The sequence below is a fragment of the Nonomuraea sp. NPDC050478 genome (assembly GCF_044458265.1).
In the GTDB taxonomy this organism is placed as follows: domain Bacteria; phylum Actinomycetota; class Actinomycetes; order Streptosporangiales; family Streptosporangiaceae; genus Nonomuraea; species Nonomuraea ferruginea.
Map to the genome: position 1 here is coordinate 502,141 of NZ_JBITHT010000006.1, position 26,522 is coordinate 528,662.

21 protein-coding genes are annotated in these 26,522 nt (G+C 71.2%); 12 read left to right on the plus strand and 9 right to left on the minus strand.

What is annotated here, in order from left to right; genetic code table 11:
• Window positions 1-7 precede the first annotated feature (7 nt).
• The 6 genes from ACIBF7_RS31475 (at window position 8) to ACIBF7_RS31500 (ending at window position 7,246) form a co-directional block, all read left to right on the plus strand.
• Window positions 8-799, plus strand: coding sequence for an ATP-binding cassette domain-containing protein (locus ACIBF7_RS31475; RefSeq protein ID WP_148029552.1), 792 nt, complete (start codon window positions 8-10; stop codon window positions 797-799).
• Window positions 796-2,049, plus strand: coding sequence for a sugar ABC transporter permease (locus ACIBF7_RS31480; protein ID WP_364231094.1), 1,254 nt, complete (start codon window positions 796-798; stop codon window positions 2,047-2,049). The genes ACIBF7_RS31475 and ACIBF7_RS31480 overlap by 4 nt, the downstream gene beginning before the upstream one ends.
• On the plus strand, window positions 2,046-3,521 hold the full coding sequence (locus ACIBF7_RS31485) for an FGGY-family carbohydrate kinase (RefSeq protein ID WP_364231091.1): 1,476 nt from the start codon (window positions 2,046-2,048) through the stop codon (window positions 3,519-3,521). Before ACIBF7_RS31480 ends, ACIBF7_RS31485 begins: the two co-directional genes overlap by 4 nt.
• The gene (locus ACIBF7_RS31490) at window positions 3,518-5,209 is read left to right on the plus strand and encodes an FGGY-family carbohydrate kinase (RefSeq protein ID WP_397198774.1); all 1,692 of its coding nucleotides are present in this window, start codon (window positions 3,518-3,520) and stop codon (window positions 5,207-5,209) included. Before ACIBF7_RS31485 ends, ACIBF7_RS31490 begins: the two co-directional genes overlap by 4 nt.
• A gap of 361 nt (window positions 5,210-5,570) precedes the next feature.
• A complete protein-coding gene (locus ACIBF7_RS31495; RefSeq protein WP_397198775.1) occupies window positions 5,571-6,206 on the plus strand; it encodes a histidine phosphatase family protein in 636 nt (211 codons plus the stop codon).
• A 2-nt stretch (window positions 6,207-6,208) separates the two neighbouring features.
• Window positions 6,209-7,246 carry a 2-hydroxyacid dehydrogenase gene (locus ACIBF7_RS31500; protein ID WP_397198850.1) on the plus strand — a complete coding sequence of 346 codons (1,038 nt, stop codon included), beginning with the start codon at window positions 6,209-6,211 and terminating at the stop codon, window positions 7,244-7,246.
• Here the strand turns inward: ACIBF7_RS31500 and ACIBF7_RS31505 are convergent.
• Genes ACIBF7_RS31505 through ACIBF7_RS31515 form a run of 3 tightly spaced genes read right to left on the minus strand, consistent with a single transcriptional unit; the run spans window position 7,209 to window position 10,303 of the window.
• Window positions 7,209-8,075, minus strand: a complete 867-nt coding sequence (locus tag ACIBF7_RS31505; RefSeq protein ID WP_219543737.1) for a carbohydrate ABC transporter permease — start codon at window positions 8,073-8,075, stop codon at window positions 7,209-7,211. The two genes, ACIBF7_RS31500 and ACIBF7_RS31505, sit on opposite strands and share 38 nt — an antisense overlap.
• Window positions 8,072-8,953, minus strand: a complete 882-nt coding sequence (locus ACIBF7_RS31510) for a carbohydrate ABC transporter permease (RefSeq protein ID WP_148029547.1) — start codon at window positions 8,951-8,953, stop codon at window positions 8,072-8,074. The genes ACIBF7_RS31505 and ACIBF7_RS31510 overlap by 4 nt, the downstream gene beginning before the upstream one ends.
• Window positions 8,954-9,013: 60 nt before the next feature.
• Window positions 9,014-10,303 carry an ABC transporter substrate-binding protein gene (locus tag ACIBF7_RS31515; RefSeq protein ID WP_148029546.1) on the minus strand — a complete coding sequence of 430 codons (1,290 nt, stop codon included), beginning with the start codon at window positions 10,301-10,303 and terminating at the stop codon, window positions 9,014-9,016.
• A gap of 185 nt (window positions 10,304-10,488) precedes the next feature.
• Between ACIBF7_RS31515 and ACIBF7_RS31520 the strand changes: the two genes are divergently transcribed.
• Window positions 10,489-12,351, plus strand: a complete 1,863-nt coding sequence (locus ACIBF7_RS31520; protein WP_397198776.1) for an ABC transporter ATP-binding protein — start codon at window positions 10,489-10,491, stop codon at window positions 12,349-12,351.
• 9 nt (window positions 12,352-12,360) lie between these two features.
• Here ACIBF7_RS31520 and ACIBF7_RS31525 read toward each other — a convergent pair whose 3' ends face one another.
• Window positions 12,361-12,627: a hypothetical protein gene (locus tag ACIBF7_RS31525; protein ID WP_397198777.1), complete on the minus strand. Its 267-nt coding sequence runs from the start codon at window positions 12,625-12,627 to the stop codon at window positions 12,361-12,363.
• Window positions 12,628-12,742: 115 nt separating this feature from the next.
• Window positions 12,743-13,102, minus strand: coding sequence for a MerR family transcriptional regulator (locus ACIBF7_RS31530; protein WP_261808334.1), 360 nt, complete (start codon window positions 13,100-13,102; stop codon window positions 12,743-12,745).
• 129 nt (window positions 13,103-13,231) lie between these two features.
• Here ACIBF7_RS31530 and ACIBF7_RS31535 point away from each other — a divergent pair, with 129 nt between their 5' ends.
• Both ACIBF7_RS31535 and ACIBF7_RS31540 read left to right on the plus strand, forming a co-directional pair.
• Entirely contained in the window at window positions 13,232-14,152 is a 921-nt protein-coding gene (locus ACIBF7_RS31535) for an aldo/keto reductase (protein WP_148029543.1), read from the plus strand.
• Between the two features lie 37 nt (window positions 14,153-14,189).
• Window positions 14,190-14,951, plus strand: a complete 762-nt coding sequence (locus tag ACIBF7_RS31540) for an alpha/beta hydrolase (RefSeq protein ID WP_397198778.1) — start codon at window positions 14,190-14,192, stop codon at window positions 14,949-14,951.
• Between the two features lie 222 nt (window positions 14,952-15,173).
• Here the strand turns inward: ACIBF7_RS31540 and ACIBF7_RS31545 are convergent, their stop codons facing one another.
• Together ACIBF7_RS31545 and ACIBF7_RS31550 are read right to left on the minus strand one after the other, a co-directional pair.
• Window positions 15,174-16,607, minus strand: a complete 1,434-nt coding sequence (locus ACIBF7_RS31545) for an aldehyde dehydrogenase (RefSeq protein ID WP_148029542.1) — start codon at window positions 16,605-16,607, stop codon at window positions 15,174-15,176.
• 113 nt (window positions 16,608-16,720) lie between these two features.
• Window positions 16,721-19,705, minus strand: coding sequence for a M14 family zinc carboxypeptidase (locus tag ACIBF7_RS31550; protein WP_397198779.1), 2,985 nt, complete (start codon window positions 19,703-19,705; stop codon window positions 16,721-16,723).
• A 231-nt stretch (window positions 19,706-19,936) separates the two neighbouring features.
• On the opposite strand from ACIBF7_RS31550, the gene ACIBF7_RS31555 reads away from it, so the two are divergent.
• Window positions 19,937-20,827, plus strand: a complete 891-nt coding sequence (locus ACIBF7_RS31555; RefSeq protein WP_148029541.1) for a hypothetical protein — start codon at window positions 19,937-19,939, stop codon at window positions 20,825-20,827.
• Here the strand turns inward: ACIBF7_RS31555 and ACIBF7_RS31560 are convergent.
• The gene (locus tag ACIBF7_RS31560; protein ID WP_397198780.1) at window positions 20,816-22,123 is read right to left on the minus strand and encodes a GH1 family beta-glucosidase; all 1,308 of its coding nucleotides are present in this window, start codon (window positions 22,121-22,123) and stop codon (window positions 20,816-20,818) included. The genes ACIBF7_RS31555 and ACIBF7_RS31560 overlap by 12 nt on opposite strands.
• Window positions 22,124-22,202: 79 nt before the next feature.
• On the opposite strand from ACIBF7_RS31560, the gene ACIBF7_RS31565 reads away from it, so the two are divergent.
• Entirely contained in the window at window positions 22,203-22,853 is a 651-nt protein-coding gene (locus tag ACIBF7_RS31565) for a TetR/AcrR family transcriptional regulator (RefSeq protein WP_148029539.1), read from the plus strand.
• Between the two features lie 232 nt (window positions 22,854-23,085).
• Here ACIBF7_RS31565 and ACIBF7_RS31570 read toward each other — a convergent pair whose 3' ends face one another.
• Entirely contained in the window at window positions 23,086-24,291 is a 1,206-nt protein-coding gene (locus tag ACIBF7_RS31570; RefSeq protein WP_397198781.1) for a hypothetical protein, read from the minus strand.
• Window positions 24,292-24,469: 178 nt separating this feature from the next.
• Between ACIBF7_RS31570 and typA the strand changes: the two genes are divergently transcribed.
• Complete coding sequence (gene typA / locus ACIBF7_RS31575) at window positions 24,470-26,320, plus strand: translational GTPase TypA (protein WP_397198782.1); 1,851 nt, start codon at window positions 24,470-24,472, stop codon at window positions 26,318-26,320.
• The last annotated feature ends 202 nt before the right edge of the window (window positions 26,321-26,522 follow it).

Here is a 26,522-nt window from a genome sequence, read left to right on the forward strand (position 1 = left end):
GGTCCCCGTGTCGCCCACACAGAAGCCGGACGCAGTCCTGTCCCTGCGCGGCATCAGCAAGACCTTCGGGGCCGTCGCCGCGCTCACCGACATCGAGCTCGACGTGGCCCCGCACCAGGTCGTCGCGGTGGTCGGCGACAACGGCGCCGGCAAGTCCACGCTGGTCAAGATCCTCTCAGGGGTGCATCCGCCGGACTCGGGGACGATCACGTTCGCCGGCCGTGAGGTCGACATCCCCAACCCGGCGGCCGCGCACAAGCTCGGCATCGCCACCGTCTTCCAGGACCTGGCGCTCTGCGAGAACCTCAACGTGATCCAGAACCTGTTCCTGGGCCAGGAGATCCGCCCGCTGCGCCTGAACGACGTGGCGATGGAGACGCGTTCGTGGGAGCTGCTCCGGCAGCTCTCCGCGAAGATCCCGAGCGTGCGGGTCCCGGTGGCGGCGCTGTCCGGGGGCCAGCGCCAGACGGTGGCGATCGCCAGGTCGCTGCTCGGCGACCCGAAGATCATCATCCTGGACGAGCCGACGGCCGCGCTGGGCGTCGCCCAGACGGCCGAGGTGCTCAACCTGGTCGAGCGGCTGCGCGAGAACGGCCTGGGGGTGATCATGATCAGCCACAACATGGCCGACGTGAAGGCCGTGGCCGACAAGGTCGCGGTGCTCAGGCTCGGCCGCAACAACGGCGTCTTCGACGTCGGCGACGTCTCCGCCGAAGACATCATCGCCGCGATCACCGGGGCCACCGACAACGCGGTGGCCCGGCGGGCGTCCCGGCGTCAGGAAGGGCTCCCGTCATGAAGGACACGGTGAACAGCACGACGGGCGGCACGGTCGACCACCAGGACGAGCGGCTGCAGCGGCGCGAGGGCCTGCGCGGCGCGTTCACCGACGTGGTCGAGCGGGCGCGCGGCGGCGACCTCGGCGTGATCCCGGTCGTGGTCGGGCTGATCGTCATCTGGAGCGTGCTGCAGATCCTCAACCCGATCTTCCTGTCCAGCCAGAACCTGGTGAACCTGACGATGGAGTCGGCCGCGGTCGGCGTCATCGCGCTGGGCATCGTCTGCGTCCTGCTGGTCGGCCAGATCGACCTGTCCGTCGGCTCGGTCAGCGGCCTGTCGGGCGCGGTGCTGGCGGTGCTCTTCGTGGACCAGGGGCTGCCGGCCTGGGTGGCGATCTCGGCCGCGGTCATCATCGGCGCCGCCGTCGGCTGGGTGTACGCGCAGCTGTTCAACAGGTTCGGCGTGCCCAGCTTCGTCATCACGCTCGCGGGCCTGCTCGGCTTCCTCGGCCTGCAGCTGTACGTGCTCGGCACCAAGGGCGCGATCAACCTGCCGTTCGACTCGGGGCTGGTGAACTTCGCCCAGCTCGCCTTCGTGCCCGCCTGGCTGTCGTACACGCTGGCGGTGGTCGCGGCCGGGTGGCTGTTCGCGAGCGGCTACCTGCACGCCAGGGAGCGGCGCAAGGCCGGGCTGTCGTCGAAGAGCACCTCGGCGCTGGTGGTGCGGAGCGCCGCGCTGCTGGTGGCGCTGCTGTTCATGGTCTGGTACCTGGGACAGACGCGCGGCGTCGGCTGGATGTTCGTGTTCTTCGTCGCGCTGGTGCTGGTCATGCACTACCTGCTCTCGCGGACGCGGTGGGGCAGATCCGTGTACGCGGTCGGCGGCAACGTCGAGGCCGCCAGGCGCGCCGGCATCAACGTCAGGACCATCTACACCTCGGTGTTCGTGCTCTGCTCCTCCTTCGCGGCGGTCGGCGGCATCCTCGCCGCGGCCCGGCTCGCGGCGGCCAACCAGAGCAGCGGCGGCGGCGACGTCAACCTCAACGCCATCGCCGCGGCGGTCATCGGCGGCACGAGCCTGTTCGGCGGGCGCGGCACCGCGTTCGGCGCGCTGCTCGGCATCATCGTCATCCAGTCGATCTCCAGCGGCCTGACGCTGCTGAACCTCGACTCCTCCATCCGCTTCATGGTCACCGGGGCCGTCCTGCTCCTGGCGGTGGTCGTCGACTCCGTCTCGCGCCGGTCGAGGACCTCGCACGGCAGGGCATGATGGCGGCCATCTGCGTCGACGCGGGCACCACGGTGATCAAAGCCGTCGGCTACGACGCCCGGGGCGCCGAGTCCGCGGTGTCCAGGCGGCCCACGGCCGTCTCCAGGCCCGTCCCCGGCCACGCCGAGCAGGACATGGCCGCGGTCTGGGACGCCGTCGAGGCGACCGTGCGCGAGGTGGCCGCCGCGCTCGGCGAGCCGGTGGACTTCGTGGCCTTGACCGCGCAGGGCGACGGCTGCTGGCTGGTCGACTCCGCCGGCGAGCCCACCGGCCCGGCCATCCTGTGGAACGACGGCCGCGCGGCCGGGATCGTCGACGGCTGGACCCGGTCCGGGCTGGCCGCGCGGGCCTTCCGGGTCAACGGCTCGTCGGCGGCCTCCGGGCTGCCGCACGCGATCCTCGCCTGGCTGAAGGAGCACGACCCCGGACGACTGACCCGCTCCGCCGCCGCACTCACCTGCGGCGGCTGGATCTTCGCGCGGCTGACCGGCGAGCTCGCCGCCGACGAGTCCGACGCCTCCGCCCCGTTCATGGACCTGCGCGCCCGCCGCTACGCGCCCGAGCTGCTTGAGCTGTTCGGGCTGGAATGGGCGGAGCGGCTGCTGCCCGGCATCCGCGACGACGACCGGCGCACGGCCGGGCTGTCGAAGCGGGCGGCGGAGCGGCTCGGGCTGGCCGAGGGCACGCCCGTGGTGCTGGCCCCGTACGACATCGTCACGACCGCGCTCGGCGCGGGCGCGGTCAGCCCGGGGCAGGCGTGCGGCATCCTCGGCACCACGCTCTGCGTGGAGACCCTGGTCGAACGGCCGGACCTGGACGGCGACCCGGTCGGCATCACGATCGCGGCGCCGGGCGGCTACCTGCGCGCCTTCCCCACGTTCGCCGGCACCGAGGTGATCCAGTGGGCCTGCCGGATGCTCGGCCTGGACCGGCCCGCCGAGCTGAGCGAGCTGGCCGAGCGGAGCGAACCGGGGGCGCGCGGGCTGGCGTTCCTGCCCTACTTCTCCCCCGCCGGTGAGCGGGCGCCGTTCTCCGACCCGTACGCCAGGGGCGCGTTCCTCGGCATGTCCGTCGAGCACGGCCGCGAGCACCTCGCCCGCGCCGTGCTGGAAGGGCTCACGCTCGTCGTCCAGGACTGCCTGGCCGCCACCGGCGCCGCCCCGCGCGAGCTGCGGGTCTGCGGCGGCGGCTCGGCGAGCGGGCTGTGGCTGCGGCTCATCGCCGCCGTCACCGGGCTGCCTGTGCTGCGCCCGGCCGACGCCGAAGTCGGCGCGAGGGGCGCCTTCCTCGTCGGGCTCGCCGCCACCGGCGCCGCGACGATCCAGGACGCCGCCGCCCGTCACGTGCGGCTCGGTGACGTCGTGGAGCCCGAGCCCGGCCCGTACGCGAGCGCGTACCGGGACTTCCTGACCCTGCGCGAGCACGCGGCCCGATCCTGGCCGCTGCTCGCCGAGATGCGGAGCAGGTCATGAGCGCGTGGATCGGGATCGACCTCGGCACCCAGAGCGTGCGCGCGATGGTCGTGGACGCCGGCGGGCGGGTGCTCGGCGCGGCCGTCCGCCCGCTGACCAGCCGCCGCGACGGCGTCCGGCACGAGCAGGACCCCGAGGAGTGGTGGCAGGCGCTGGCCGCGGCCACCCGCGAGGCGCTGCGCGACGTGCCCGCCGGGCGGATCGAGGGGGTCGCGGTCGACGCCACGTCCGGGACGATCCTGCTCACCGCGCCGGACGGGACGCCGCTGACGCCCGCGCTCATGTACGACGACAGGCGCGCCGCCGGGTTCGTGGACCGGGTGAACGAGGTGGGCGCGCCGGTCTGGGAGCGGCTGGGTTACCGGCGCATGCAGGCCAACTGGGCGCTGCCCAAGCTGCTGTGGCTGCTCGGCGACGCCCCGGCGGGGGCCCGCCTGGCCCACCAGAGCGACTTCGTCAACCGCCGGCTGGCCGGGCGCGAGGTGGCGACCGATCTGGGCAACGCGCTCAAGACCGGGGTGGACCTGATCGACGAACGCTGGCCGTCCGACGTCCTGTCCGCGCTCGGGGTGCCCGCCGGCGTGCTGCCCGCCGTGGTACGTCCCGGCACCCGCGTCGGCGAGGTCTGCGCGGAGGCGGCCAGGGCCACCGGCATCCCGCGGGGCACCCCGGTGATCGCGGGGACCACCGACGGGTGCGCCGCCCAGCTCGGCGCGGGCGCGCTGACCCCCGGGAGCTGGAACTCCGTCCTGGGCACCACCCTCGTGCTCAAGGGCGTCACCCGTGAGCCGGTGCGCGACCCGCTCGGCGTCGTCTACTCACACCGCGCCCCGGACGGGTCCTGGCTCCCGGGCGGCGCGTCGAGCACCGGCGCCGGCGTCCTCTCCCGCGACCTCCCTGGCCGCGACCTCGACGCCCTGTCCCTGGAAGCCGCCACCCGCTACGCCCCCGCAACCTCCACAGGTCTCACGCACGGCCGCTCGGGCTCCTCAGGTGCCACGTACGGTCGCGTGGACTCCCCGGGTGGCACGTACGGTCGCCGGGACTCCGCAGCCGTGGACGGCGCGTACGGCCGCAGGGGCTCCTCGGACGTGGACAGTCCGTACGGTCGCGGGACCACCGTGGGCGCGTACCCTGCCGGCCGGGGCGGAGGCGGCGGCCCGCTGGATCCGGCAGGGCTGCCGATCACGTATCCGCTGGTCTCGCGGGGTGAGCGGTTCCCGTTCGCGGCGCCGGACGCCGAGGGTTTCACGCTCGGAGATCCCGCCGACGACGTGGAGCGGTATGTCGCGATCCTGCTCGGCGCGGCGTTCGTCGAGCGGCTCTGCTTCGACTACCTCGACCTGCTCGGCGCCCCCGTGGACGGCGAGATCATCCTCACCGGCGGCGCCACCCGCAGCGCGTACTGGACCCAGCTCCGCGCCGACGTCCTCGGCCGTCCGGTGACCCTCCGGGAGAACGCCGAACCGGCACTCGGCATGGCCGTCCTGGCAGCCGGAGCCACCGACACGGCCGGAACCGCCGGCGCCGCAGACGCCGCCGCCCGCATGATCCGCACCCGCGAGGTCGTCGAACCCTCCGGCGCCGACCTGCGCGACCCGTACCTGCGCTTCGTCACCGCCCTGGAAGAGCGCGGCTGGCTCCCCACCCCCGCCGCCGCCCACGCCCGCCAAAGGAGCGAGCGATGACCCCGCCCGCACACACAACGCGGCCCACCCAGGGCGCGCGGCCAACGCATGCGGCGCAGCCCGCAAGGGTGCGGCCCGCGGCCGAGCCTCAGCCCTCACAGGCGGCACAACCCCCGCGAGCGGCGCGCCCCGTGGACAAGCCGCAGCCCACACATGGCGCGCGGCCAACCGCAGGGGCGCAGCCCGCAGGGGTGCAGCCCGCAAGGGTGCAGCCCGCAAGGGTGCGGCCCGCGACTGAGCCTCAGCCCTCACAGGCGGCACAACCCCCGCGAGCGGAACCGCCGCGAGTGGCGCCGGACGAGGGCGGGGCGCGGTTTGCGGGGCTGGTGGGGATCGTTGAGAACGGGATGAGGGGGACGTGGTGACCGACGCAAGGGCCGCGACGCTGGTGCTGGTGCGGCATGGTGAGACCGTCTGGCACGCCGAGAACCGCTACGCGGGGATCAGCGACGTGGAGCTGACCCCGCGCGGTCACGAGCAGGCGCGGCAGCTAGCCGGATGGGCCGCCGGGGCGGGATTGAGCGCGGTGTGGGCGTCCACGCTGAGCCGGGCCCAGATCACCGCCGGTGCCAGCGCCGAGGCGGCCGGGGTGCGGCTGCGGGTGGACGAGCGGCTGCGGGAGCTGGACTTCGGCCAGGCCGAGGGCCTGACCGCGCGCGAGATGCGCGCGCGCTTCCCCGAGGCCCGCGCCGCCTTCGAGGCCGACCCCGGCGCGAACCCGCTGCCCGGCGGCGAGGACCCGGCCGCCGCCGCGGACCGGTTCACGGCCGCGCTGCGCGACATCGCCGCCGCCGACCCGGACGGGCGGGTGCTCGTGGTCGCGCACACCACCGCCATCAGGATCGCCCTGTGCCGCCTCGTCGGCGTGCCGCTCGGCGAGTACCGGCGGCTGTTCCCGCGCCTGGACAACTGCGCCCTCACCGAGCTGCGCCTGCGCGACGACGCGCCCCGGGCCGCGATCCTGCAGTACAACACCCCGATTGGAGCCGTTCGTTGACCATCCGAGTGCTTGCCGCCGGCGACCACTTCGTCCGGAACGACCTGCTGGCCGGCGCGCTGCGCCGCGAGGTCGCCGGTGGCCTGGCGATCAGCGAGCTCACCCTGCCGTGGCCGGTCGTCCCGTTCGGCCCCGTGGGCGAGGTCGACGAGGCGTCGGACGTGGAGGACGAGCTGATCGCCGCGCTGCGGGGCGTGGAGGTGTGCGTGACCCAGATGGCCCCGCTCACCAGGCGCGTCCTCGACGCCTGCCCCGACCTGCGGCTGTTCTGCGTCAGCCGGGGCGGCCCGGTGAACGCCAACCTGGAGGCCGCCACCGAGGCCGGCGTGGCGGTCACCTTCGCCCCCGGGCGCAACGCGGTGGCCACCGCGGAGCACACGATGGCGCTGCTGCTCGCCGCCACCCGCCGGATCCCGCAGACGCACGGCGACCTGGCCGGGGGCGTCTGGCGCGGCGACTACTACACCTACGACAGGGTCGGCCCGGAGCTGGAGGGCAGCACGGTCGGCCTGGTCGGCTACGGCGCGATCGGCCGCCGGGTGGCCCGCATGGTGGAGGGCTTCGGGGCCGAGGTGCTCGTGTACGACCCGTACGTGGACGTGCCCGGACAGGTGGAGCTGGACGAGCTGCTGCGCCGCTCCCGGTTCGTGTCGCTGCACGCGCGGGCCACGCCCGAGACCACCGGCATGATCGGCGCCGAGCAGCTCGCGCTGATGCCGCGCGGCTCGGTGCTGGTCAACTGCGCGCGCGGCGCGCTGCTCGACTACGACGCGCTCTGCGACGCGCTGGAGTCGGGCCACCTGTTCGGCGCCGGCGTGGACGTCTTCCCCGAGGAGCCGATCCCGCCCGGCTCCCGGCTGCTCGCCGCGCCGAACCTGGTGATGACCCCGCACCTGGCCGGCGCCAGCAAGGAGACGGCCATGAAGGCCGCCTCCATCGTGGCCGCCGACGTGGCCAGGTACGTCCGCGGTGAGCCGCCGGCGCACTGCGCCAACCCCGCTGTCACCCTTTCAGCGCGCCGGCCATCAGGCCGCGCATGAAGAACCGGCCGAGCAGCACGTAGATGAGCATGGTCGGGATCGACGCCAGGATGGCCGCGGCCATCTGCTGGCTGTAGGGGGTGGCCTGGGCTCCGGCGATGTTGTTCAGCATCACCGTGGCCGGCCAGCTCTGCGGGCCGGTGAGGAAGACGGCGAACAGGAAGTCGTTCCACAGCGAGGTGAACTGCCAGATGATCACCACCGCGATGGCCGGCCCCGACACCGGCAGGACGACCGACCAGTACGTGCGCAGCATCCCCGCCCCGTCCACCCGCGACGCCTCGATCAGCTCGTCCGGGATCGTCACGTAGTAGTTGCGGAAGATCAGCGTGGAGATCGGGATCCCGTACACCACGTGGGCCAGCACCAGCCCGGGGATGCCGCCGTACCAGACGCCCTGCATCCCGGTCAGCTCGTTCAGCCCGACGAGCAGCTGCACCAGCGGGATCATCACACCCTGGTACGGGATGAACATGCCGAACAGGAACAGCGTGAACAGCACGTCCGCGCCGGGGAAGCGCCACTTGGAGAGCACGTACCCGTTCATCGAGCCGAGCGCGCACGACAGGATCGAGCCGGGCACGGCGAGCAGCACGCTGTTCCACAGGCCGGGCGCGAGCTTCTCCCACGCCACCCGCCACGCCTCGAACGTCCACGTCTGCGGCAGGTTCCACGCCTGGCCGGGGTCCGCTTCGGTGAGCGGCTTGAAGCTGGTGACCAGCAGCACGTAGATGGGGATCAGGAAGATCACCACGAACGCGATCAGGACCGCCAGCTTCGCGAGCGAGAAGGCCCGGCGCCTGCGTCCCGCCACCGCGACCGCCGTCATGGCCGCCTCTCCTTACGTACGGACCAGATCAGGTACGGGATCACGAAGACGGCCACGCTGAGCACGATGTAGGAGGCGATGGTCGCCCCCTTGGCCGGATCGTGGGAGTCGAAGACCGCCACCCACATGAACACCGCCGGTACATCGGTGATGACCTGCTTGCCGGAGACCGCCACGATCAGGTCGAACACCTTGAGCGAGATGTGCCCGAGGATGATCAGCGCCGACAGGGTGACCGGGCGCAGCAGGGGCAGCACCACGTGCCGGTAGACGCCCCACTCGGTGCAGCCGTCCACCCGCGCCGCCTCCCGCAGCTCCTCGGGGACGCCGCGGAACCCCGCCAGAAATAACGCCATGACATATCCGGACATCTGCCAGATCGCAGGGATGGCCATGGCCGCCATCCCCCAGTCCGGGTCCCGGAACCACTGCCACTGCGGCAGCCCGAGCCAGTCGAACATCCGGTTCAGCCCGACCGCCCGCTCGTCCTGGCCCGAGTTCATCAGCCACCGCCACACGATGCCGGTGGCGACGAACGACACGGCCATCGGGAACAGGTAGATCGCCCGGAACGTGCCCTCGCCGCGGACGCCCTTCTCCATCAGGAACGCCAGGAACCACCCGAGCACCAGCGCCCCGGCCACGAACACGACCGTGAACATGATCGCGTGGTTGACCGACAGATGCCATCGGGCCTCGTCCCAGATGCCGATGAAGTTCGTCAGCCCGACGAACTCCCCCTCGGACACCTCGTCGTGCTTGTCCGTCATGGCCAGCTGGAAGTTCCACCCCAGCATGCCGTACACGAACACGCCGATCGCCACGATCGACGGCGCGACGAGGAGCAGCCCCGGGAGCCAGGCGCGCACTCGTCTCACCGACCACTCCCTCCGTGAAAAGGCACGGCAGGCGCGTGCCGCGCCTGCCGTGCCGTCGTCCTACTGGGCGTTCGCCGCCGCGGCGTCCGCCAGGCCCTTCTGCAGCGCGGCCACGTCCTGCGTGCCGAGGAACAGGCCGACCTGCGTGTTGATCTCGGCCAGCCACGGCTGGTTGACCGCGACGCCGTGCTGGATGGAGCCGGCGAGCTTGTCGGCCGACCAGTCCTTCAGCGCGTCCGCCAGATAGTCGGTGTAGAGCGCCTGGTCGGCGTCCTTGCGGGCGGGGATGGAGCCCTTCTTCGGGTTGAACGCGTCCTGGCCCTCCTTGCTGGCGGCGACCTTCAGCCACGCGACGGCGCCGTCACGGTTCTTGGCGCCCTTGGGGAGCGTGAAGCTGTCCGACAGCCACAGGTACGTGCCCTCGGTGCCGGGAGAGGGCGCCCAGTCGAAGTCGGTCTTCGACGTCTTGCCGAGGCCGCCCTCCGGCGGGTTGTGGAAGTAGCCGTACGCCCAGTCGCCCATGACGTTGAACGCGGCCTCGCCGTCGGCCACCTGCTTGGCGGCGGGCTGCCAGTCGTCCTGCGGGTCTCCCGCGTACGACATGATCTTCTTGAAGTCCTCCAGCGCCTTGGTCACCCCGGCGCTGTTCCAGTCGGCGCCCGGCAGGAACAGGGCGTTGTAGGCGTCGGTGCCGAGCGAGCCGAGCAGCACGCTCTCCAGCAGGTGGACCGCGGTCCACTCGGAGCCGATCGACAGCGGGATCTTGCCAGTGGCCTTGACCTTCTCCAGGGCCGTGAGGAACTCCTCGATGCTCTTCGGCGCGCCGGCCACGCCGGCCTCCTTGAGGACGGCCGGGTTGAACCACAGGACGTTCGACCTGTGGATGTTGACCGGCACCGAGTAGATCTTGCCGTCCACGCTGATCTGCTCGATGAGCTGGGAGGGGAAGACGTCCTGCAGCTTCAGCTCGTCGTAGAGGAAGTTCAGCTCCTCCAGGTCGCCCGCCTTGATGTAGCCCTGCAGCTCGGCGCCCGCGTGTCCCTGGAACGTGTCCGGCGGGGTGTCGGCCTGCAGCTTGGAGGCGAGCAGCGCCTTGGCCTTGTCGCCCGAGCCGCCCGCCACGGCGGCGTCGAAGAACGTCTGGCCGGGATTCTGCTGCTCGAAGATCTGCCGCATGGCCTGCAGGCCGTCGGCCTCGCCGGGGCCGGTCCACCACGAGAAGACCTCGACCTGCTGCTTCCCGCCGCTCGGCTGGCCGCCGGCCGTGTCACCACCGCCGCCGCCGCAGGCGGAAAGGCCCAGCACGCTCGCAAAAGTGATCGCGGCGGCTGCCATCCACCGTCGTCTCATCGCACACCATCCCTTCGAGAAGCCCCCGAACTTCGGTGAGTTGACAACGTTGTCAGTAGGGCCATCAACCCATCTCGCCCGCTGATGCGTCAAGGACGTGCGGATAACAGGTCGGCATACTCCCCCGGCAACGCGAAGGAACATCGCATGCGGATTCGCCGGTGCGGGCGGGAACAACACCAGGTATGGCCGACGAGCCCCTCGAACTGGGCGAGATATCCCTCTCCGACTGGCACGCGCACACCGACAAGATGGCCGAGGTGGGGTTCCTGACCATCGCCCGGCGCCTCCCCTCCCTCATCCGCCAGGCGATGGGCATGGCCTGGCGGGCCAGCCCCCGCGACACCCTGGCCACCGTCTCGCTCAACCTGCTGGGCGGCGTCTTCACCGCGTTCGGGCTGCTGGCGACCACGGGCGTGCTCAACGCCCTGTTCAGCGAGGGGCCCACGCCCGAGCGGGTGCGGGCGGCGCTGCCCAGCCTGATCCTGGTCGCCACCGCCGCCGCGCTGCGCACCGCCGTCACGGCGGGCGCCGGCTGGGCGCAGGCCCGGCTCACCCCCCAGGTCGCCCGGCTGACGGAGGAGCGCCTCTACGGCCTGACCAGCCGCGTGGAGCTGGTCTCCTACGACGACCCGGCGTTCCACGACTCGCTCCAGCGGGCCAGGCTGCGCGGCGTGTCGGTGGCCGACACGGTGGTGACCTCGGCCATCGACGTGGTGACCGCCGCCGTGGGCATCGCCGCCGTGGCCGGCGTGCTCGGCGTCCTCCATCCGGTGCTGCTGCCGCTGCTGCTGCTCGCGGTGCTGCCCGACGCGTGGGCCGCGGTGCGCAGCGCCAGGATGCGCTACACGACCATGTTCGCGCTGATCCCGGTCATCCGCCGCAAGTGGATCACCGCCGACCTGCTGGCCGAGCGCGACCCTGCCGCCGAGGTCCGCTCGTTCACCATGCGCGGTTTCCTGCTGCGCATGTACGACGCGGTCGCCAGGGCGGAGCAGGAGGTGATGCTCCGGCTGGCCAGGCGGCAGACCGTCGCCAAGCTGGTCGGCGAGGCGCTCGGCGGGCTCGGCAGCGGCCTGGTCTACGTCGCGCTCGGCATCCTGCTGGCCCTCGGCGCCATCCCGCTCGCCGTCGCCGGCACCGCCGTGCTCGCCATCCGCTCCGGCTCCCAGTCGCTGGCCAACCTCATGTACGCCACCAACCGGCTCTACGAGGAGGGCCTCTACTTCACCGACTTCGTGGAGTTCTGCGCCGACGCCGAGCGGCGCCAGCCCGACCCGAGCCGCTCCCCCGCCCCCGAGCGCTTCGAACGGATCAGCGCCCGCGACCTGACCTTCACCTACCCCGGCTCCGACGAGCCCGCGCTGCGCGGCGTCAGCGTGGAGATCAAGCGGGGCGAGGTCATCGCCTTCGTCGGCGAGAACGGCTCCGGCAAGACCACCCTCGCCAAGATCCTCTCAGGGCTGTACGAGCCCGACACGGGCAGCGTCCTGTGGGACGACGTCGACCTGCGCCTCGTCAGCCCGGAGGACCTGCGCCTGCGCACCGCCGTCATCGCCCAGGACCACACCCGCTGGCCCCTCAACGCCCGCTACAACATCACCATGGGCACCGGCAAGGGCGAGCCGGCCCTGCACGCGGCGGCCGCGGTGGCCGGGGCCGACGAGGTGATCGCCGAGCTGCCCCACGGCTACCGCACCCTCCTCGACCGCCGCTTCAAGGACGGCCACGAGCTGTCGGGCGGCCAGTGGCAGCGCATCGCGGTCGCCCGCGGCTTCCACCGCGACGCCCAGCTGCTCATCTGCGACGAGCCGACCGCCGCCCTGGACGCCCGCGCCGAACACGCGCTCTTCGAGCGCATCCGCCACCACTCCGACGGCCGCACGGTCCTGCTCATCACCCACCGCCTGGCCAGCGTCCGCTACGCCGACCGCATCTACGTCCTCCGCCACGGCCAGGTCACCGAACAGGGCGACCACGAGACCCTCATGACTCTCGACGGCCTCTACGCCGAGCTCTACACCCTCCAGGCCTCGGCCTACCGCTGACCCGCCGGTTCAGTCGCCGAACATGCCCTGGAGGGTCTGGGCGGTGGCCGCGAGGACGAGCCAGGAATGAAGCTGAGCCAGGTCCGTACAGGAGGTGATCCGCGCACGAGTGTCGTCGGGAACCTCGAAGCCCCGCGCGTCCAGCACGAGCAGCACCGACTTGGCAGCCTCTTCGGCCTTCCCTTCGGCTTTCCCTTCGGCCACACCCTCCTGGAGGCCGCGGCCGTAGTGTTCGCGGGCCCACGGCGTGTAGACCGGCCAGTCGGTGGACGTCATGATCTCCTCCATGAGGCGGCGAATCGCGGGGGCGGCCATGAACTTACCGTTACATCAGGAGAACGGAAAGTGATGGCAGTTCGTGTGCGCTACCTCGACGACTGGAGCCGCTCGGTCAGAGGACGCTGCGGTAGTAGGAGATCTTGTTTCTGATGTAGCGCTTGCGTTCCTGGAGGTTGTCGATCTGGCCCTCGACGCGGCGGTCGTGCTCTTCGAGGAGTTTGATGCGGTCCGGGATGGTGTGGTCGCCGGCGCGGGTCAGCTCGGCGAAGCGGAGCATCTGGGCGATCGGCATGCCGGTGTCGCGCAGGCAGCGGAGCATGCCCAGCCAGCCGATGTCCTGTTCGGTGAAGCGGCGCTGGCCGGCGGCGTTGCGTTCGACGCGTTCGAGCAGGCCGATCTTCTCGTAGTAGCGCAGCGTGTCGAGGGTGAAGCCGGTCTCCTCGACGACCTCGGCGGGGGTGTAGACGCTCACGCGAAAGAGCATGCCACCTGGAGCGGACTCCAGGTCAAGCTCCAGGTCGAAATGCCCGAAATAGCCCGATAAATCCGATAAAAGTGGGCGGTTGACATGGAGTGCGCTCCAGCTTCCATCGTCATAGCCATGAGAATCGCACTCGGCACCATCCCCTTCGGCACGACCGTCAGCGAGAAGGACACCTTCGCCATCCTCGACCGCTTCGTCGAAGCCGGCGGCCGGATGCTCGACACGGCCGACAACTATCCGTTCTGGGTGCCCGGCCGCACCGGCGACGAGAGCGAGCTGGCCATCGGCGCCTGGCTCGCCGCCCGGGGCAACCGGGACCAGGTGTACCTGAGCACCAAGGTGGGCGCGCGCCCCACGGTGCCCGGCGACGTCACCCTCGACTCCGCCGAGGGCCTGTCCGCCGCGGCGATCCGTACCGCGATGGAGGGCAGCCTGCGCAGGCTGGGCACCGACCGCGTGGACCTGTACTGGGCGCACATCGAGGACAGGTCGGTGCCGCTGGAGGAGACGCTGGGCACGTTCGAGGAACTGGTCCAGGCGGGGCGGGCGCTGGCCATCGGGGCCAGCAACCTGCCGGCCTGGCGGCTGGAGCGGGCCAGGAACGTCTCGGCGGCCCACGGCTGGACCCCGTACACGCACCTGCAGCTCCGGCACACCTACCTGCGCCCGCGCCCGTACACGAAGCTCGTCGAGAGCGGTCACACGCTCACCACGGACGAGCACCTGGGCTACCTGGAGGACACCGGGGTGACGCTGTGGGCGTACAACACGCTGATGTTCGGCGCCTACACCCGCGAGGACCGGCCGATCCCCGACATCTACCACCACCCAGGTACGACCCGCCGCCTGGAGGTCCTGCACCAGGTGGCGCGGGAGCTCGGCGCGACCCCCAACCAGGTGGTGCTGGCCTGGCTCCTGGCGGACGGCCACGTGCCCATCGTCGGCGTCAGCTCGATGGCCCAGCTGGAGGAGGCCATCGCCGCGACGGAGCTCAAGCTGGACGACGACCTGAAGTCCCGCCTCGACACCCCCAGCTGAACGCGGGCGGCCCGGGGAGGGAAATTAAGCTCGGAGGATGCAGTTCGCGCCCAGCTTCCCCGTCATGCTCAGGACCGACGACGGCGTGCGCATCGACGCCGCGCACACCCCTCCCGCCGGGAGCGCGGCGCGGGACGTCGGCATCGTGGTGGCGCACGGGTTCACGGGCTCGTGGCGGGAGCGGCCCGCCCGGCGGATCGTGCACGTGCTCAGCGCGTACGGCGGGGTGATCGCCTTCGACTTCCGCGGCCACGGCAGGTCCGGCGGCGAGAGCACGGTGGGCGACAAGGAGATCCTCGACGTGGCCGCGGCCGTCCGCCACGCGCGGGCGACCGGCTACCGCAGGATCGCCGTGGTCGGCTTCTCCATGGGGGCCGCCGTGGCGGTGCGGCATGCAGGGCTGTGCGAGGGCGGGGACGCGGTGGTCGCGGTCAGCGGCCCGGCCCGGTGGTACTACCGCGGCACCAAGCCGATGCGCCAGGTCCACTGGATCATCGAGCAGCCGCTGGGCCGCTGGGCGGCCAGGGTGGCGAAGCGGACCAGGATCGCCGTCGGCCGCTGGGACCCGATCCCGATGCCGCCGCACGAGGCCGCCGCGCTGATCTCGCCGACGCCGCTGCTGATCGTGCACGGTGACGCGGACGCGTTCTTCCCGCTCGATCATGCCCGGCAGCTGTACGAGGGCGCGCGGGAGCCGAAGGAGCTGTGGATCGAGCCCGGCTACGGCCACGCGGAGTCCGCGGCGACCCCCGAACTGGTCCGCAGGATCGGAAAGTGGATCTCCTCGAACTTTTCCTGAATAAAACACGTCTACCTAGGGCGGACAGCAGCAAACCGCCGGGAGAAGTCTCAGGGGTAAGCGATCCGCCCAGGCGATGGGCGTGGTGCATACTTCTCGTAGTCGGCTGATTGCCCAAAGTGGTCCACCGCAGGGTGGGCACCTAGCGTCGCGGGGGCGCGCTGGGTGCCATCCGCGGCACGACGAGGGCCCCGGCGCGTCGCCGGGGCCCTCGTCGTGACGTCAGCCCAGCCGGGCGATCGTCTTGTACTCCAGGTAGCCGGCCAGCCCTTCGGGGCCCAGCTCGCGGCCGAGCCCGCTGGCCTTGTAGCCGCCGAACGGCGCGCCCGTCTCGATCATGTAGCAGTTGACGCCGTACGTGCCGGCGCGCACCTGGCGGGCCACGTCCATGCCGTGCTCGGTGTCGGCCGTCCAGACGGTGCCGGCCAGGCCGTAGTCGCTGTCGTTGGCGATCCGCACCGCGTCCGCCTCGTCCTCGTACGGGATCACCGCGAGGACCGGGCCGAAGATCTCCTCGCGGGCGATGCGCATGTCGTTGGTCACGTTCGCGAACACCGTCGGGGCGACGTACCAGCCGCGGTCGTGCGGGCGCTCCAGCCCGCCGACGACGACCTTGGCGCCCTCGTCCATGCCGATCTTGATGTAGCCCTCGACCCGCTCCTGCTGCCGCCGGGCCACCAGGGGCCCGATGCCGGTGGCCGGGTCGGCGGGGTCGCCGACGGGCTGGGAGTTGACCATGTTCACGACCGCCTCGACGACCTCGTCGTAGCGGTTGCGCGAGGCGAGGATGCGGGTCTGCGCCACGCACGCCTGGCCGTTGTTCATCAGCGAGGCGATGGCCAGCATGCCCATCGAGGAGGCCAGGTCGGCGTCGTCGAGCACGATCGCGGCCGACTTGCCGCCCAGCTCCAGGCTGACCCGCTTGAGCTGCTCGCCGCAGATGGAGGCGATGCGCCGGCCGGCCGCGGTCGAGCCGGTGAACGCCACCTTGTCGACGCCCGGGTGCGACACCAGGTGCTCGCTCACCTCGCGGCCCGCGGGCACGATGTTGAGCACGCCCGCCGGCACCCCGGCCTCGCGCGCCATATCGGCCAGCACGTACGCGTCGAGCGGCGTCTCGGGGGCCGGCTTGAGCACGATCGCGCAGCCGGCCAGCAGCGCGGGCGCGACCTTGGTCATCGTGACGAACTGCGGGACGTTCCACGGCACCACGGCCGCCACCACGCCCACCGGCTCGCGCCGGACGGTCACCGGGCCGAACACGCCGGGCCGCTGCTCCTCCTGCTCGAAGGTGGCGCCGTACTGGGCGTAGTACTGCAGCATGCCCAGCGGCTGCGGCGCCTGGGCGAGGTTGGAGAAGGTGATCGGCGAGCCCATCTCCTCGGTGATGAGCGCGGCCATCTCGCCCTGCCGCTCGGCGTAGATCTCGGCCAGCCTGCCGATGACGGCCGCCCGCTCGGCGAACGTCATGCGCGGCCACGGCCCGTGGTCGAACGCCTCGCGGGCGGCGGCCACCGCCCGGTCCACGTCCTCGGCGGTGCCGTCGGGGACCCGGCCGACGACCTCCTCGGTGTGCGGGCTGATCACGTCGATCGTGCCGGTGCCCGCCGGGGTCACCCACTCGCCCCCGATGAACAGCTTGTCGTGCTGGCGCATGTCGTGAGCCTCCTGCCGGAACCGAATGCTTTCTTCGCAAGAGGACCGAATCATGTTCTGTCCGGGCACGCAAGAGGGGCACGGCACCCGGTGCCGTGCCCCTCTTCAGACCGTCAGCGCCGGCCGTTGAGCAGGTGCGCCATCGACCGCTTCACCAGGTCGGTCCTGGTGGCCTGGTCGAGCAGGCTCTCCGCGCCGAAGCCCAGGTAGACGGTGTCGCGGGTGGTGATGCCCGCGCCCTCCTCGAACACCTGGTCCGTGCGGGTCCAGTTGTTCACCGAGGCGGACGTGCCCTCGGGCGGGTCCGCCACCGTCCAGCCGCCCAGGTCGGACTCGAACGAGGTCTCCTCCGCCGTCGCGCCGTCCAGCGTGACGACCGCGTCGTCGACGAAGATCCCGGCGCCCTGGGTGGCCCAGTCGCTGACGTACGAGATCGAGACCTCGACCTGCTTGCCCGCGTACGGGGTCAGGTCGATCCGCCACTGCTGCCAGCCGCCGGAGTTGCCCGAGGCCGCGTTCCAGGAGCCGGAGGTGCCGGTCGGCTCGCAGTTCGGGCCCTGGTACCGCTGGGTGAACGGGTGGATGCTGCTCCACCCGGACTGGCAGCTGCTGCCGGTCGCCTGGGAGGTGTGGCCGTTGGCGTCGGGCAGCGTCGTCCAGTCGTCGCCGCCCGCCGTGCGCGCCTCCACCATGAAGAAGTCCCAGTCGGCCTCGGTGTCGAGCGACGCCCAGAACGTCAGCTCGCCGCTCGACCGGCCGGTCAGGTCGATCGTCTTGCTCAGCCGCTTCCATGAGACGTCGGCGATGCCGCTGTAGACGTCCCAGGACCCGGTGTGCGGGTCGAACGGGGCGCCCGGCCGCTCCCACTTGATCGGCGCCGAGCTGGCGAACAGCGGGAACTTGTCCGCGGGCAGGATCGCCGAGGTGGCCACGAAGGCGTTGGTGTGCACGTCCGGCTCCAGCGTGCCCGCGAAGCCGTCGAACCCGCCGTTCACGCCCTTCACCGGGTACGGCTGGCCGGTGGCCGGGTCGCTGCCCGAGTTGTCGAAGTAGACGTACGCCCCCAGCCAGTACTGCTGGAAGTCGTTGAACACCGGGATGCAGGGCGGGTCGCTCGGCGCCGAGCACTCCGGCTGACCCGGCTGGTCGGGCTCGTAGTAGTAGGCGCCGTTGGCGTTGGCCGCGTACGACGGGTACTTGCCCGCGTGCATGACCTTGCCGCCCTCGTTCAGGTAGTCGCGGACGGCCAGCTCGGTGTCCACGCCCGCCAGGGAGGTGGTGCCGGGCACCTGGCCCGCGCTGCGCGGGATGATGTCGTCCCCGGTCTCCCAGATGACGGCCTTGTAGTGGCTGAGCACGCCCAGCGGGTGCGGCGCCTTGCGCCCCATCTTGTCCATGTCGTACACGTCGGAGCTGTAACCGGCCGCCTGGAGCGCCTGGACGTAGGCGCCGGCGTACTTCGCCTCGGTGACGCCCTGCGCCGGGCTCAGGCCGGTGACGTCCTCGGCGGCCAGCACGAGCACCTTGCCGCCGATGTCGTCGTGCACCTTGTACGTGAACGACTGGCTCTTCTTGCCCAGGGAGCTGAACCACACCTTGACCGTGTCGCCCGGCTTGGTGCCGGTGACCCCGCCGCGCATCCAGTGGTAGTAGCGGTCGTAGCCCTTGCCGTACCGCTCGCCGCCCTTCCACTCCTTGGTCGGCTTCACCTGCGTGCGGCCGTTGTTGACCTGGTAGTTCAGGAACACCGGGCCGAGCTTGCGCTTGGCGTTGACCTGGACCGTCTGGTTCTTGCCGTAGCTGACGTCGAACGGGTCCAGGACGAAGTCCGGCGTGGTGTTGCCCAGGTGGCTCACCGGCTCGACCGGGTTGACCGCCGACTTGGCCACGTCGAGCGCGAACGGCAGGTTCCTCTCGAACTCGGCCTGCACCAGCGCCTCGTCGTCGGGGAAGACGAAGCCGCAGCCGTCGCAGCCCTCGTTCAGCTCGGGCGTCCACGCCAGCGTGCCGTAGGTGGAGTGGGCGTGGTCGGTGGTCTCGCCGTTCGTGGTGTAGAGCTCGGCGCCCAGGTCCGGGTCGAAGCCGGGCACCGCCGGGTTCTCGTCGTCACCGGTCAGCGCCTGGTAGATCGGGTGGTCGGCGGTCTCCGTGGCGATCTGGAAACCCGACGGGTAGAGCAGCAGCGGGCCGTACGAGTGGTAGTTGAGCTGCATCTCGAACTTCACCCGCTTGAGCAGGCCGTCCATGGCCTTCGTCTCCGGCTCGCTGGCCGGGCCGGCGCCGCGGTAGGTCTCGCTGCTCGGGATCGAGGAGGAGCCTTCCTCGTCGTAGTGGAAGTTCGTGGGGAAGTTCCGGTTCAGGTCGACGCCGTCGCCGGTGGTGATCTGGCCGTCCCCGTTCACGTCACGCAGGTTCTTGCGCCACAGGCGGTTGCCCTCGGTGAAGGTGAAGTCGTAGCCGTCGGGGTTGGCGACCGGCACGAACCACAGCTCGGTCCGGTCCAGCAGGCTCCTGAGCTGCCTCTTGTTGGCCACCACGTGCTTGAGCAGCCGCATGTCCACCTCGGTGGCGATCCACTCGCGGGCGTGCTGGGTGGCGGAGTACAGGGTGGCGGGCTTGATGCCGTCGGGCAGCACCCTGGCCAGCGAGGTCACCTTGGCGGCGAGGATGTCCTGGCCGCGGAGCGTCTTGCCGATGGACTGGAGCTTGACGACGTCCTTGTTCTCGTCGGCGATCTTCCTGAGCTGGTCGGCGATGCCGCCGCTCTCGGAGTAGGACTTGTAGACGGTGTATCCGCTCGCCGCCTGGGCCTTGGCCGCCTGGAGCTGGGTCTGGCCCTGCGGGTTGCGTACGGGCGCGGGTTCGTGGCCGAGCTTCTCCAGCCCTTCGAGATCCTTCTGGGCGGCGGTGAGCTCGATGTGCTCCTTGCCGTTCCGGATCTCCTGCTGGACGACGTCGAAGCCCTTCTCCCTGAGGGCCTGGGCGGTGCCGAGCGGGCTGTCGAGCTGGTAGAGCTCGATCCGGTCGCCGGGTGGTAGCGGGTCCACGGACGCCTGGGCTTGCAGCGCGACCATGGACGTGCCTAAGCCGAGGATCACGGCCGTGACAAGGGTGAGTGAACGAGACACAGGTTCCTGCCCCTTCGCAGAGACGCGTACGATCGCCATCTCAATGGGACTTGACGATCCCGGCAAGACCCAATCTTTATTCCTGTCTTATTCCGGACAGCCAGGACAATCCTCACTAAACGGTCGCGAGTTGAGCCGTTAAGATGACAGCTTTCAAGATCATCTTCTATAGTTTCGGTCGTCTACGAGGGGAGGACGGGCGTGAAAGCCGGGCGCGTGGCCGTGTTCGCCATCGTCCTCGCCGGGCTGCTCGCGCTCCCCTCCGAGCGGCCGGCCGCCGCCGACCCCAGCCCGGCGGAGCTGCGCAAGCTCACCAAGCAGGCCTCCCAGCTCAACGAGCGCTACCGCGGCTCGATCCAGAGCCTGGAGGAGATCCGCATCCAGGCCAAGAAGGCCGTCGACACCTCCGGCTCACTGCAGAGGCGCCTGGCGGAGGCCCAGTCCGACCTGGCCGCGCTGGCCGAGACCTCCTACATCCTCGGCCCACTCGACACCACCCGCCTCTTCGGCACGGAGATCGACCCCTACAAGGCGCTCGGCCAGGCGGCCAACATGACTCACATGATCGAGGAGCGGGCCAACCGGGTCGCGGGCGTCGAAAGGCTCATCAAGGACGCCCAGAAGGCCAAGCTGCGGGCCAACACCACGATCAAGAAGCTCCAGAAGGAGATCAAGACCCTCCAGAGCAAGCGCCGCGACCTCGACAAACTGCTCGCCAAGTACGGTTTCCAGCAGCCCGGCAGCGCCGGCGGCCTGACCCAGCGCATGGTCAACGTGCGCGCCGAGGTCATGCAGAACTTCCCGATGCCGTACGGGGTCGGCTGCCTGCGCCCCGGTGACCCCGGCGAACACGGCAAGGGCCGGGCCTGCGACTTCATGATCTCCCGCGGCATGGCCAGCGGCGGCGAGGCCGACCGCGGCGACGCCCTGGCGGAGTGGCTCATCCGCAACGGCGACCGGCTGGGCGTGATGTACATCATCTGGAAGCAGCGCTACTACGACATCAGGTCGGGCGGCGGCTGGGATCCCATGTCCGACCGCGGCGGGGCCACCGCCAACCACTACGACCACGTGCACGTCTCAGTGTTCTGACGACAGGAAGTCCCTCAGCCAGGCGTAGGACGCCTTCGGGGTGCGCCTCTGGGTGGGGAAGTCGACGTGCACCAGGCCGAACCGCTGGTGGTAGCCCTCCGCCCACTCGAAGTTGTCCAGCAGCGACCAGACGAAGTATCCCCGCACGTCCACCCCCTCCCGTCCGGCCCGGCGCATCGCCTCGATGTGCTGCTCCAGGAACGCGATCCGGCCCCGGTCGTCGACCACGCCGTCCGGCCCCGGCACGTCCTCCTGGGAGCAGCCGTTCTCGGTGACGTACACAGGCGGCAACCGCTCGCCGTATCGGTCCTTCAGCCGTACCAGCAGCTCCCGCAGCCCGTCCGGCACCACCGGCCAGCCGAACGCGGTGGTCGGGTAGCCGGAGATCCCGGCGTCCTCCCACGGCAGCCCTTCGGAGGAGGGTGCGGCGATCCGGGTGGGGTTGTAGTAGTTGATCCCGATGCCGTCCAGCGGGGTCGCGATGACGTCGAGGTCCCCGTCGTGCACGAAGTCCAGGTCTGTCATCCCGTACGCCGACAAATCTGGGTATTTGCCGAGAAGCACCGGGTCGTTGAAGAGGCGGTTGTGCAGGACGTCGTACGCCTCCGCCGCCGCCAGGTCCGCCTCCGAGTCCGACGCGGGCCAGACCGGCGTGCAGTTGTTGGTGATCAGCACCTGCTCGGCCCCCGCCGCCCGCAGCGCGCCCGCCGCCAGCCCGTGGCCCAGCAGCTGGTGGTGCGCGACGGGCAGCGCGTCCAGCATCAGGGCGCGGCCAGGGGCGTGGATCCCCATCGCGTACCCGTACGCCATGTGCACGAACGGCTCGTTGAGCGTGATCCACATCCGCACCCGGTCGGCCAGCCGCCCGGCGGCCAGCGCGGCGTACTCGGCGAAGCGGTGCGCCGTGTCGCGGGCGAGCCAGCCGCCGCCGTCCTCCAGCGCCTGCGGCAGGTCCCAGTGGAACAGCGTCGGCACCGGCGTGATGCCCTCTGCCAGCAGCGCGTCCACCAGCCGGTCGTAGAAGTCCAGGCCCTCGGCGTTGACCGGCCCGCTCCCGGACGGCTGGATCCGGGACCAGGAGAGCGAGAAGCGGTAGGCGTTCACCCCGAGCCCCGCCATCAGCGCGACGTCCTCACGCCAGCGGTGGTAGTGGTCGCAGGCGACGTCGCCGGTGTGGCCGGTCCTGGTGCGGCCGGGCTCGCGGGAGAACGTGTCCCAGACGGACGGCCCCCGGCCGCCCTCGTCCGCGGCGCCTTCGATCTGGTAAGCGGCCGTCGCCGTACCCCACAGGAACATGCCCGGCTCCCTCTGCTTGAGTCCGGCTCATGTTAACCGAGACGCCCGCTACCTGCGGGTAATGCGCCAGGATGGGGACATGACGAGTACCTTGCGTCGCAGGCCGGCCCAGCGCCGCAGCCTGGAACGGGTGGAGCGGATGCTCGACGAGTGCGCGTTCCTGCTCGACGAGATCGGCTACGAGTCGCTGACCACCAAGGAGGTCGCCCGCCGCGCCGAGGTGCCGATCGGCACCTTCTACCAGTTCTTCCCCGACAAGCAGGGGCTGGTGCGGGCGCTGGCCCTGCGCAACCTCGAAGCGTTCCTCGGCCGCGTCACCGAGCGCATCAAGGAGCGCATCACCGCCGCCGACCTCGGCCACTGGACCGACCTGGTCGACCTGGCGATCGACGAGTTCGTGGCCATGAAGCGGACCACCCCGGGGTTCGCGGTGGTCGACTTCGGCGAGATCCTGCGCGCCCCCGGCGGCCCCGCCATCGAGGGCACCAACCGGATGCTCGACACCGCCCTGGAGAACAACGCGATCGTGGCCGACCGCCTGCGCGCCATCACCGTCGACCTGCTCGACGCCCCGGCCGGGCCGGCGTTCGACCGCGCGGTCCTGGTCACGGTCGAGGCCGCCGACGCCGTACTCAAGCTGGCCTTCCGGGTCGACCCCGACGGCGACCCCGACCTGATCGCCGAGTGCAAGCGACTGGCCCACGGATATCTCGCCGCCCACCTCCCCTGAGGCGTTTCTCCTGTATCTGACGGATCTTCCCGTCAAAGACAAGATCAAAGGCTTTTCGGGAAACCCCTCGGGCCGGCCGCCGTCATGCGTGCCTCCGGCCCGCTGCGCTCGCCGACCAGGGCGAGAACCGGACCGTCGGCACCGGCGCGTGCCAACGCGCGACTTCCCGATCAGGCCCACGTGAGGCTGTCGCCGCGGCCCTTCAGGCCGCGCGAGAAGCTGTCGCGCCCGCTCAAGCCTGGGACAGGATGTTGTGCGGCGGTTCCTCCCCTATGGCGTGCAGGATCGGCAGGGTGCACGCGCGGTGGCGGGCCGCCTCGTCGTGGTCGCCCACCGTGTCGGCGACGGCCGCGAGGCGGCGGAGCGCGGCGACGATCGCGCGCGGGTCACCGGCCTCCCGCGCCAGCGTCAGCGCGGCACCCGCGTGGCGGCGCGCCTCGTGCACCTCACCGGCCAGCAGCGCCAGGTCGCCCCGCGCCATCCGCGCTCCCGCCAGCGCCACCAGGTCGTCGTCGGCCGCCGCCGCGGCCTCCAGCTCGCCCAGGTAACGCCAGCCGAGCCCGCACCGCCCGTTCGCGAAGCAGACCCGCACCGCCGCGTTGTAACCCACCCCGAGCCAGTACGAGTAGCCCCGCGCCCGCAGCCCGTCCACCCCCGCCACGACAGGCTCCACCGCGCCGCGCGCGCACCCCAGCAGCACCTTCGCGCAGTCGGCCAGCTCCCCCGGCGCCCCGAGCGCCGGCAGCCGCTCCAGCGCGTCGTCCGGGCAGGACACCCCCATCGCCATCGCGGCCCTGGCCAGCCGCAGCCCGGACGCCGCCTCCCCGCGCTCCACCGCCCGCCCCAGGGCGGCACGGCACTCCGCCCCGAGTGCCCGCGCCCTGCGCAGGTGGCGCACCCGTTCCGGCCACGGCTGCCGCCGCGCCAGTGACGCCCCTTCATGACACTCCTCGTACGCCTCGCGGACCGCCCTCAGGTGCCGGTCGCGCAGCAGGTCGTGCTCGCCCGCCTCCCGCAGGCGCTCGGCCGCGTACTCCTTGACCACCCCGCGCAGCGCGTACGACCCCGTCACCAATCGGGCGGCCACCAGCCGGTCGAGCAGCCGGGGCACCTCGGCCCGCCGCAGGATCCCGCCGTCGCCGCACACGGCCCCGGCCAGCGGCGCGTCGAACGCCCCGGCGAACACCGCCAGCCTGCGCAGCAGAACCCGCTCACGGGGCGCCAGCAGCTCGTGCCCGAGCCGCACCACGGCCAGCACCTTGCCGGCCCCGTCGGCGGAGGCGGGCAGGAGACCGTGGCGCCCGCCGAGCCGGTCGGCGATCCGCCCGGGGCTCAGCGCGCACCCGGCGGCCAGCTCCAGCGCGAGCGGGATCCCGTCGAGCAGCCGGCACAGCCGCTCGACGTCGTCCATCGGCGCGCCGGCGAAGAACTGCGGCATGTGGTCACCATCTGTGGCGGGAGGATCACTCTGTCGTCACAGTGTGGCACTTTCCTTAGGTCAGCACCTCAGGGAAGCGGCCTCTCCAGTCCGCGCGTGTCACCAGAGGGGATCAACTAGACTTATAAGGTCGCGAGATCGCGCGGCCGGCCCCATCAATACAGAGCGAGAACTCATCATGCCTTTGAACAGCCGCGACGACCTGAGGAACATCGCGATCATCGCGCACGTCGACCATGGCAAGACCACGCTCGTCGACGCCATGCTCTGGCAGTCCGGGGCGTTCCGCGCCAACCAGGACGTCGATGACCGGGTCATGGACTCCAACGACCTCGAGCGCGAGAAGGGCATCACCATTCTCGCCAAGAACACCGCGGTGCGCCACGGCGGCATGACCATCAACATCATCGACACCCCCGGCCACGCCGACTTCGGCGGCGAGGTCGAGCGCGGCCTGTCCATGGTCGACGGCGTGGTGCTGCTGGTCGACGCCTCCGAAGGCCCGCTGCCGCAGACCCGTTTCGTGCTGCGCAAGGCGCTGTCGGCCAAGATGCCCGTCATCCTGTGCATCAACAAGGTCGACCGGCCCGACTCGCGCATCGCCGAGGTGGTCGACGAGGTCTACGAGCTGTTCATGGACCTCGACGCGACCGACGACCAGATCGACTTCCCGATCGTCTACGCCTCGGCGAAGGCGGGCCGCGCCTCGCTGGAGCGTCCCGGCGACGGCACCATGCCCGCGTCGGCCGATCTGGAGCCGCTGTTCGACATCATCAAGTCGACGATCCCGGCCCCGACCTACGACCCCAGCGCGCCGCTGCAGGCGCACGTCACCAACCTCGACGCCTCCTCCTACCTCGGCCGCATCGCGCTGTGCCGGATCCACCAGGGCCGGCTGACCAAAGGCCAGCAGGTCGCCTGGTGCCGCACCGACGGCAGCATCCAGCGGGTGAAGATCACCGAGCTGCTGATGACCGACGCGCTGGAGCGCAAGCCCGCCGAGGAGGCCGGCCCCGGCGACATCATCGCCATCTCCGGCATCCCCGACATCATGATCGGCGAGACGCTGGCCGACCCCGACGACCCGCGCCCGCTGCCGCTCATCACCGTCGACGAGCCCGCCATCTCGATGACCATCGGCACCAACACCTCGCCGCTGGTCGGCAAGGTCAAGGGCGCCAAGGTCACCGCCCGCATGGTGAAGGACCGCCTCGACAGGGAGCTGGTCGGCAACGTGTCGCTGCGCGTGCTGCCCACCGAGCGGCCCGACTCGTGGGAGGTGCAGGGCCGCGGCGAGCTGGCGCTGGCCATCCTGGTGGAGCAGATGCGCCGCGAGGGCTACGAGTTGACGGTCGGCAAGCCCCAGGTGGTCACCAAGGAGATCGACGGCAAGGTGCACGAGCCGGTGGAGCGGCTCACGGTCGACTGCCCTGAGGACTACCTCGGCGCCGTCACCCAGCTCCTGGCCGTGCGCAAGGGCCGCATGGAACACATGACCAACCACGGCACCGGCTGGATCCGGATGGAGTTCGTGGTGCCGGCCCGCGGGCTGATCGGCTTCCGCACCGAGTTCCTGACCGAGACGCGCGGCACCGGCCTGGTGCACCACGTGTTCGAGGCGTACGAGCCCTGGTTCGGGGAGCTGCGCACGCGCGGCAGCGGATCGCTGGTGGCCGACCGCTCCGGGCCCGTCACCGCGTTCGCGATGCTCAACCTCCAGGAGCGCGGCGCCCTGTTCGTCTCGCCCGGCACCGAGGTCTACGAGGGCATGGTCGTCGGCGAGAACTCCCGTTCCGACGACATGGACGTCAACATCACCAAGGAGAAGAAGCTCACCAACATGCGCTCCTCCACCGCGGAGGAGACGGAGAAGGTGATCCCGCCGCGCGCGCTCTCGCTGGAGCAGGCGCTGGAATTCATCCGCGAGGACGAGTGCGTGGAGATCACTCCCGACGCGGTGCGCATCCGCAAGGTGATTCTCGACGCCGCCACGCGGGGCCGCGCCGCGGCCCGCGCCAAGCGCGCCTGACCGTCCTTACTCCGGGTCACCCCGCCGTGTGGAGATTGTTTCTCCGGTACGGCGGAGTGGCCCGTAGTCATTTCTCCGGGCGGCGATTCGGGAATCCGGGAGCGGAGCACAGGTTCCCTGGTCGGAGGCTACGATGCGGAATCACGCATTTCCGCTTACCTCTCTAGTGAGGTGTGCCGTACCTGGAGAAGGGGAATTCAAG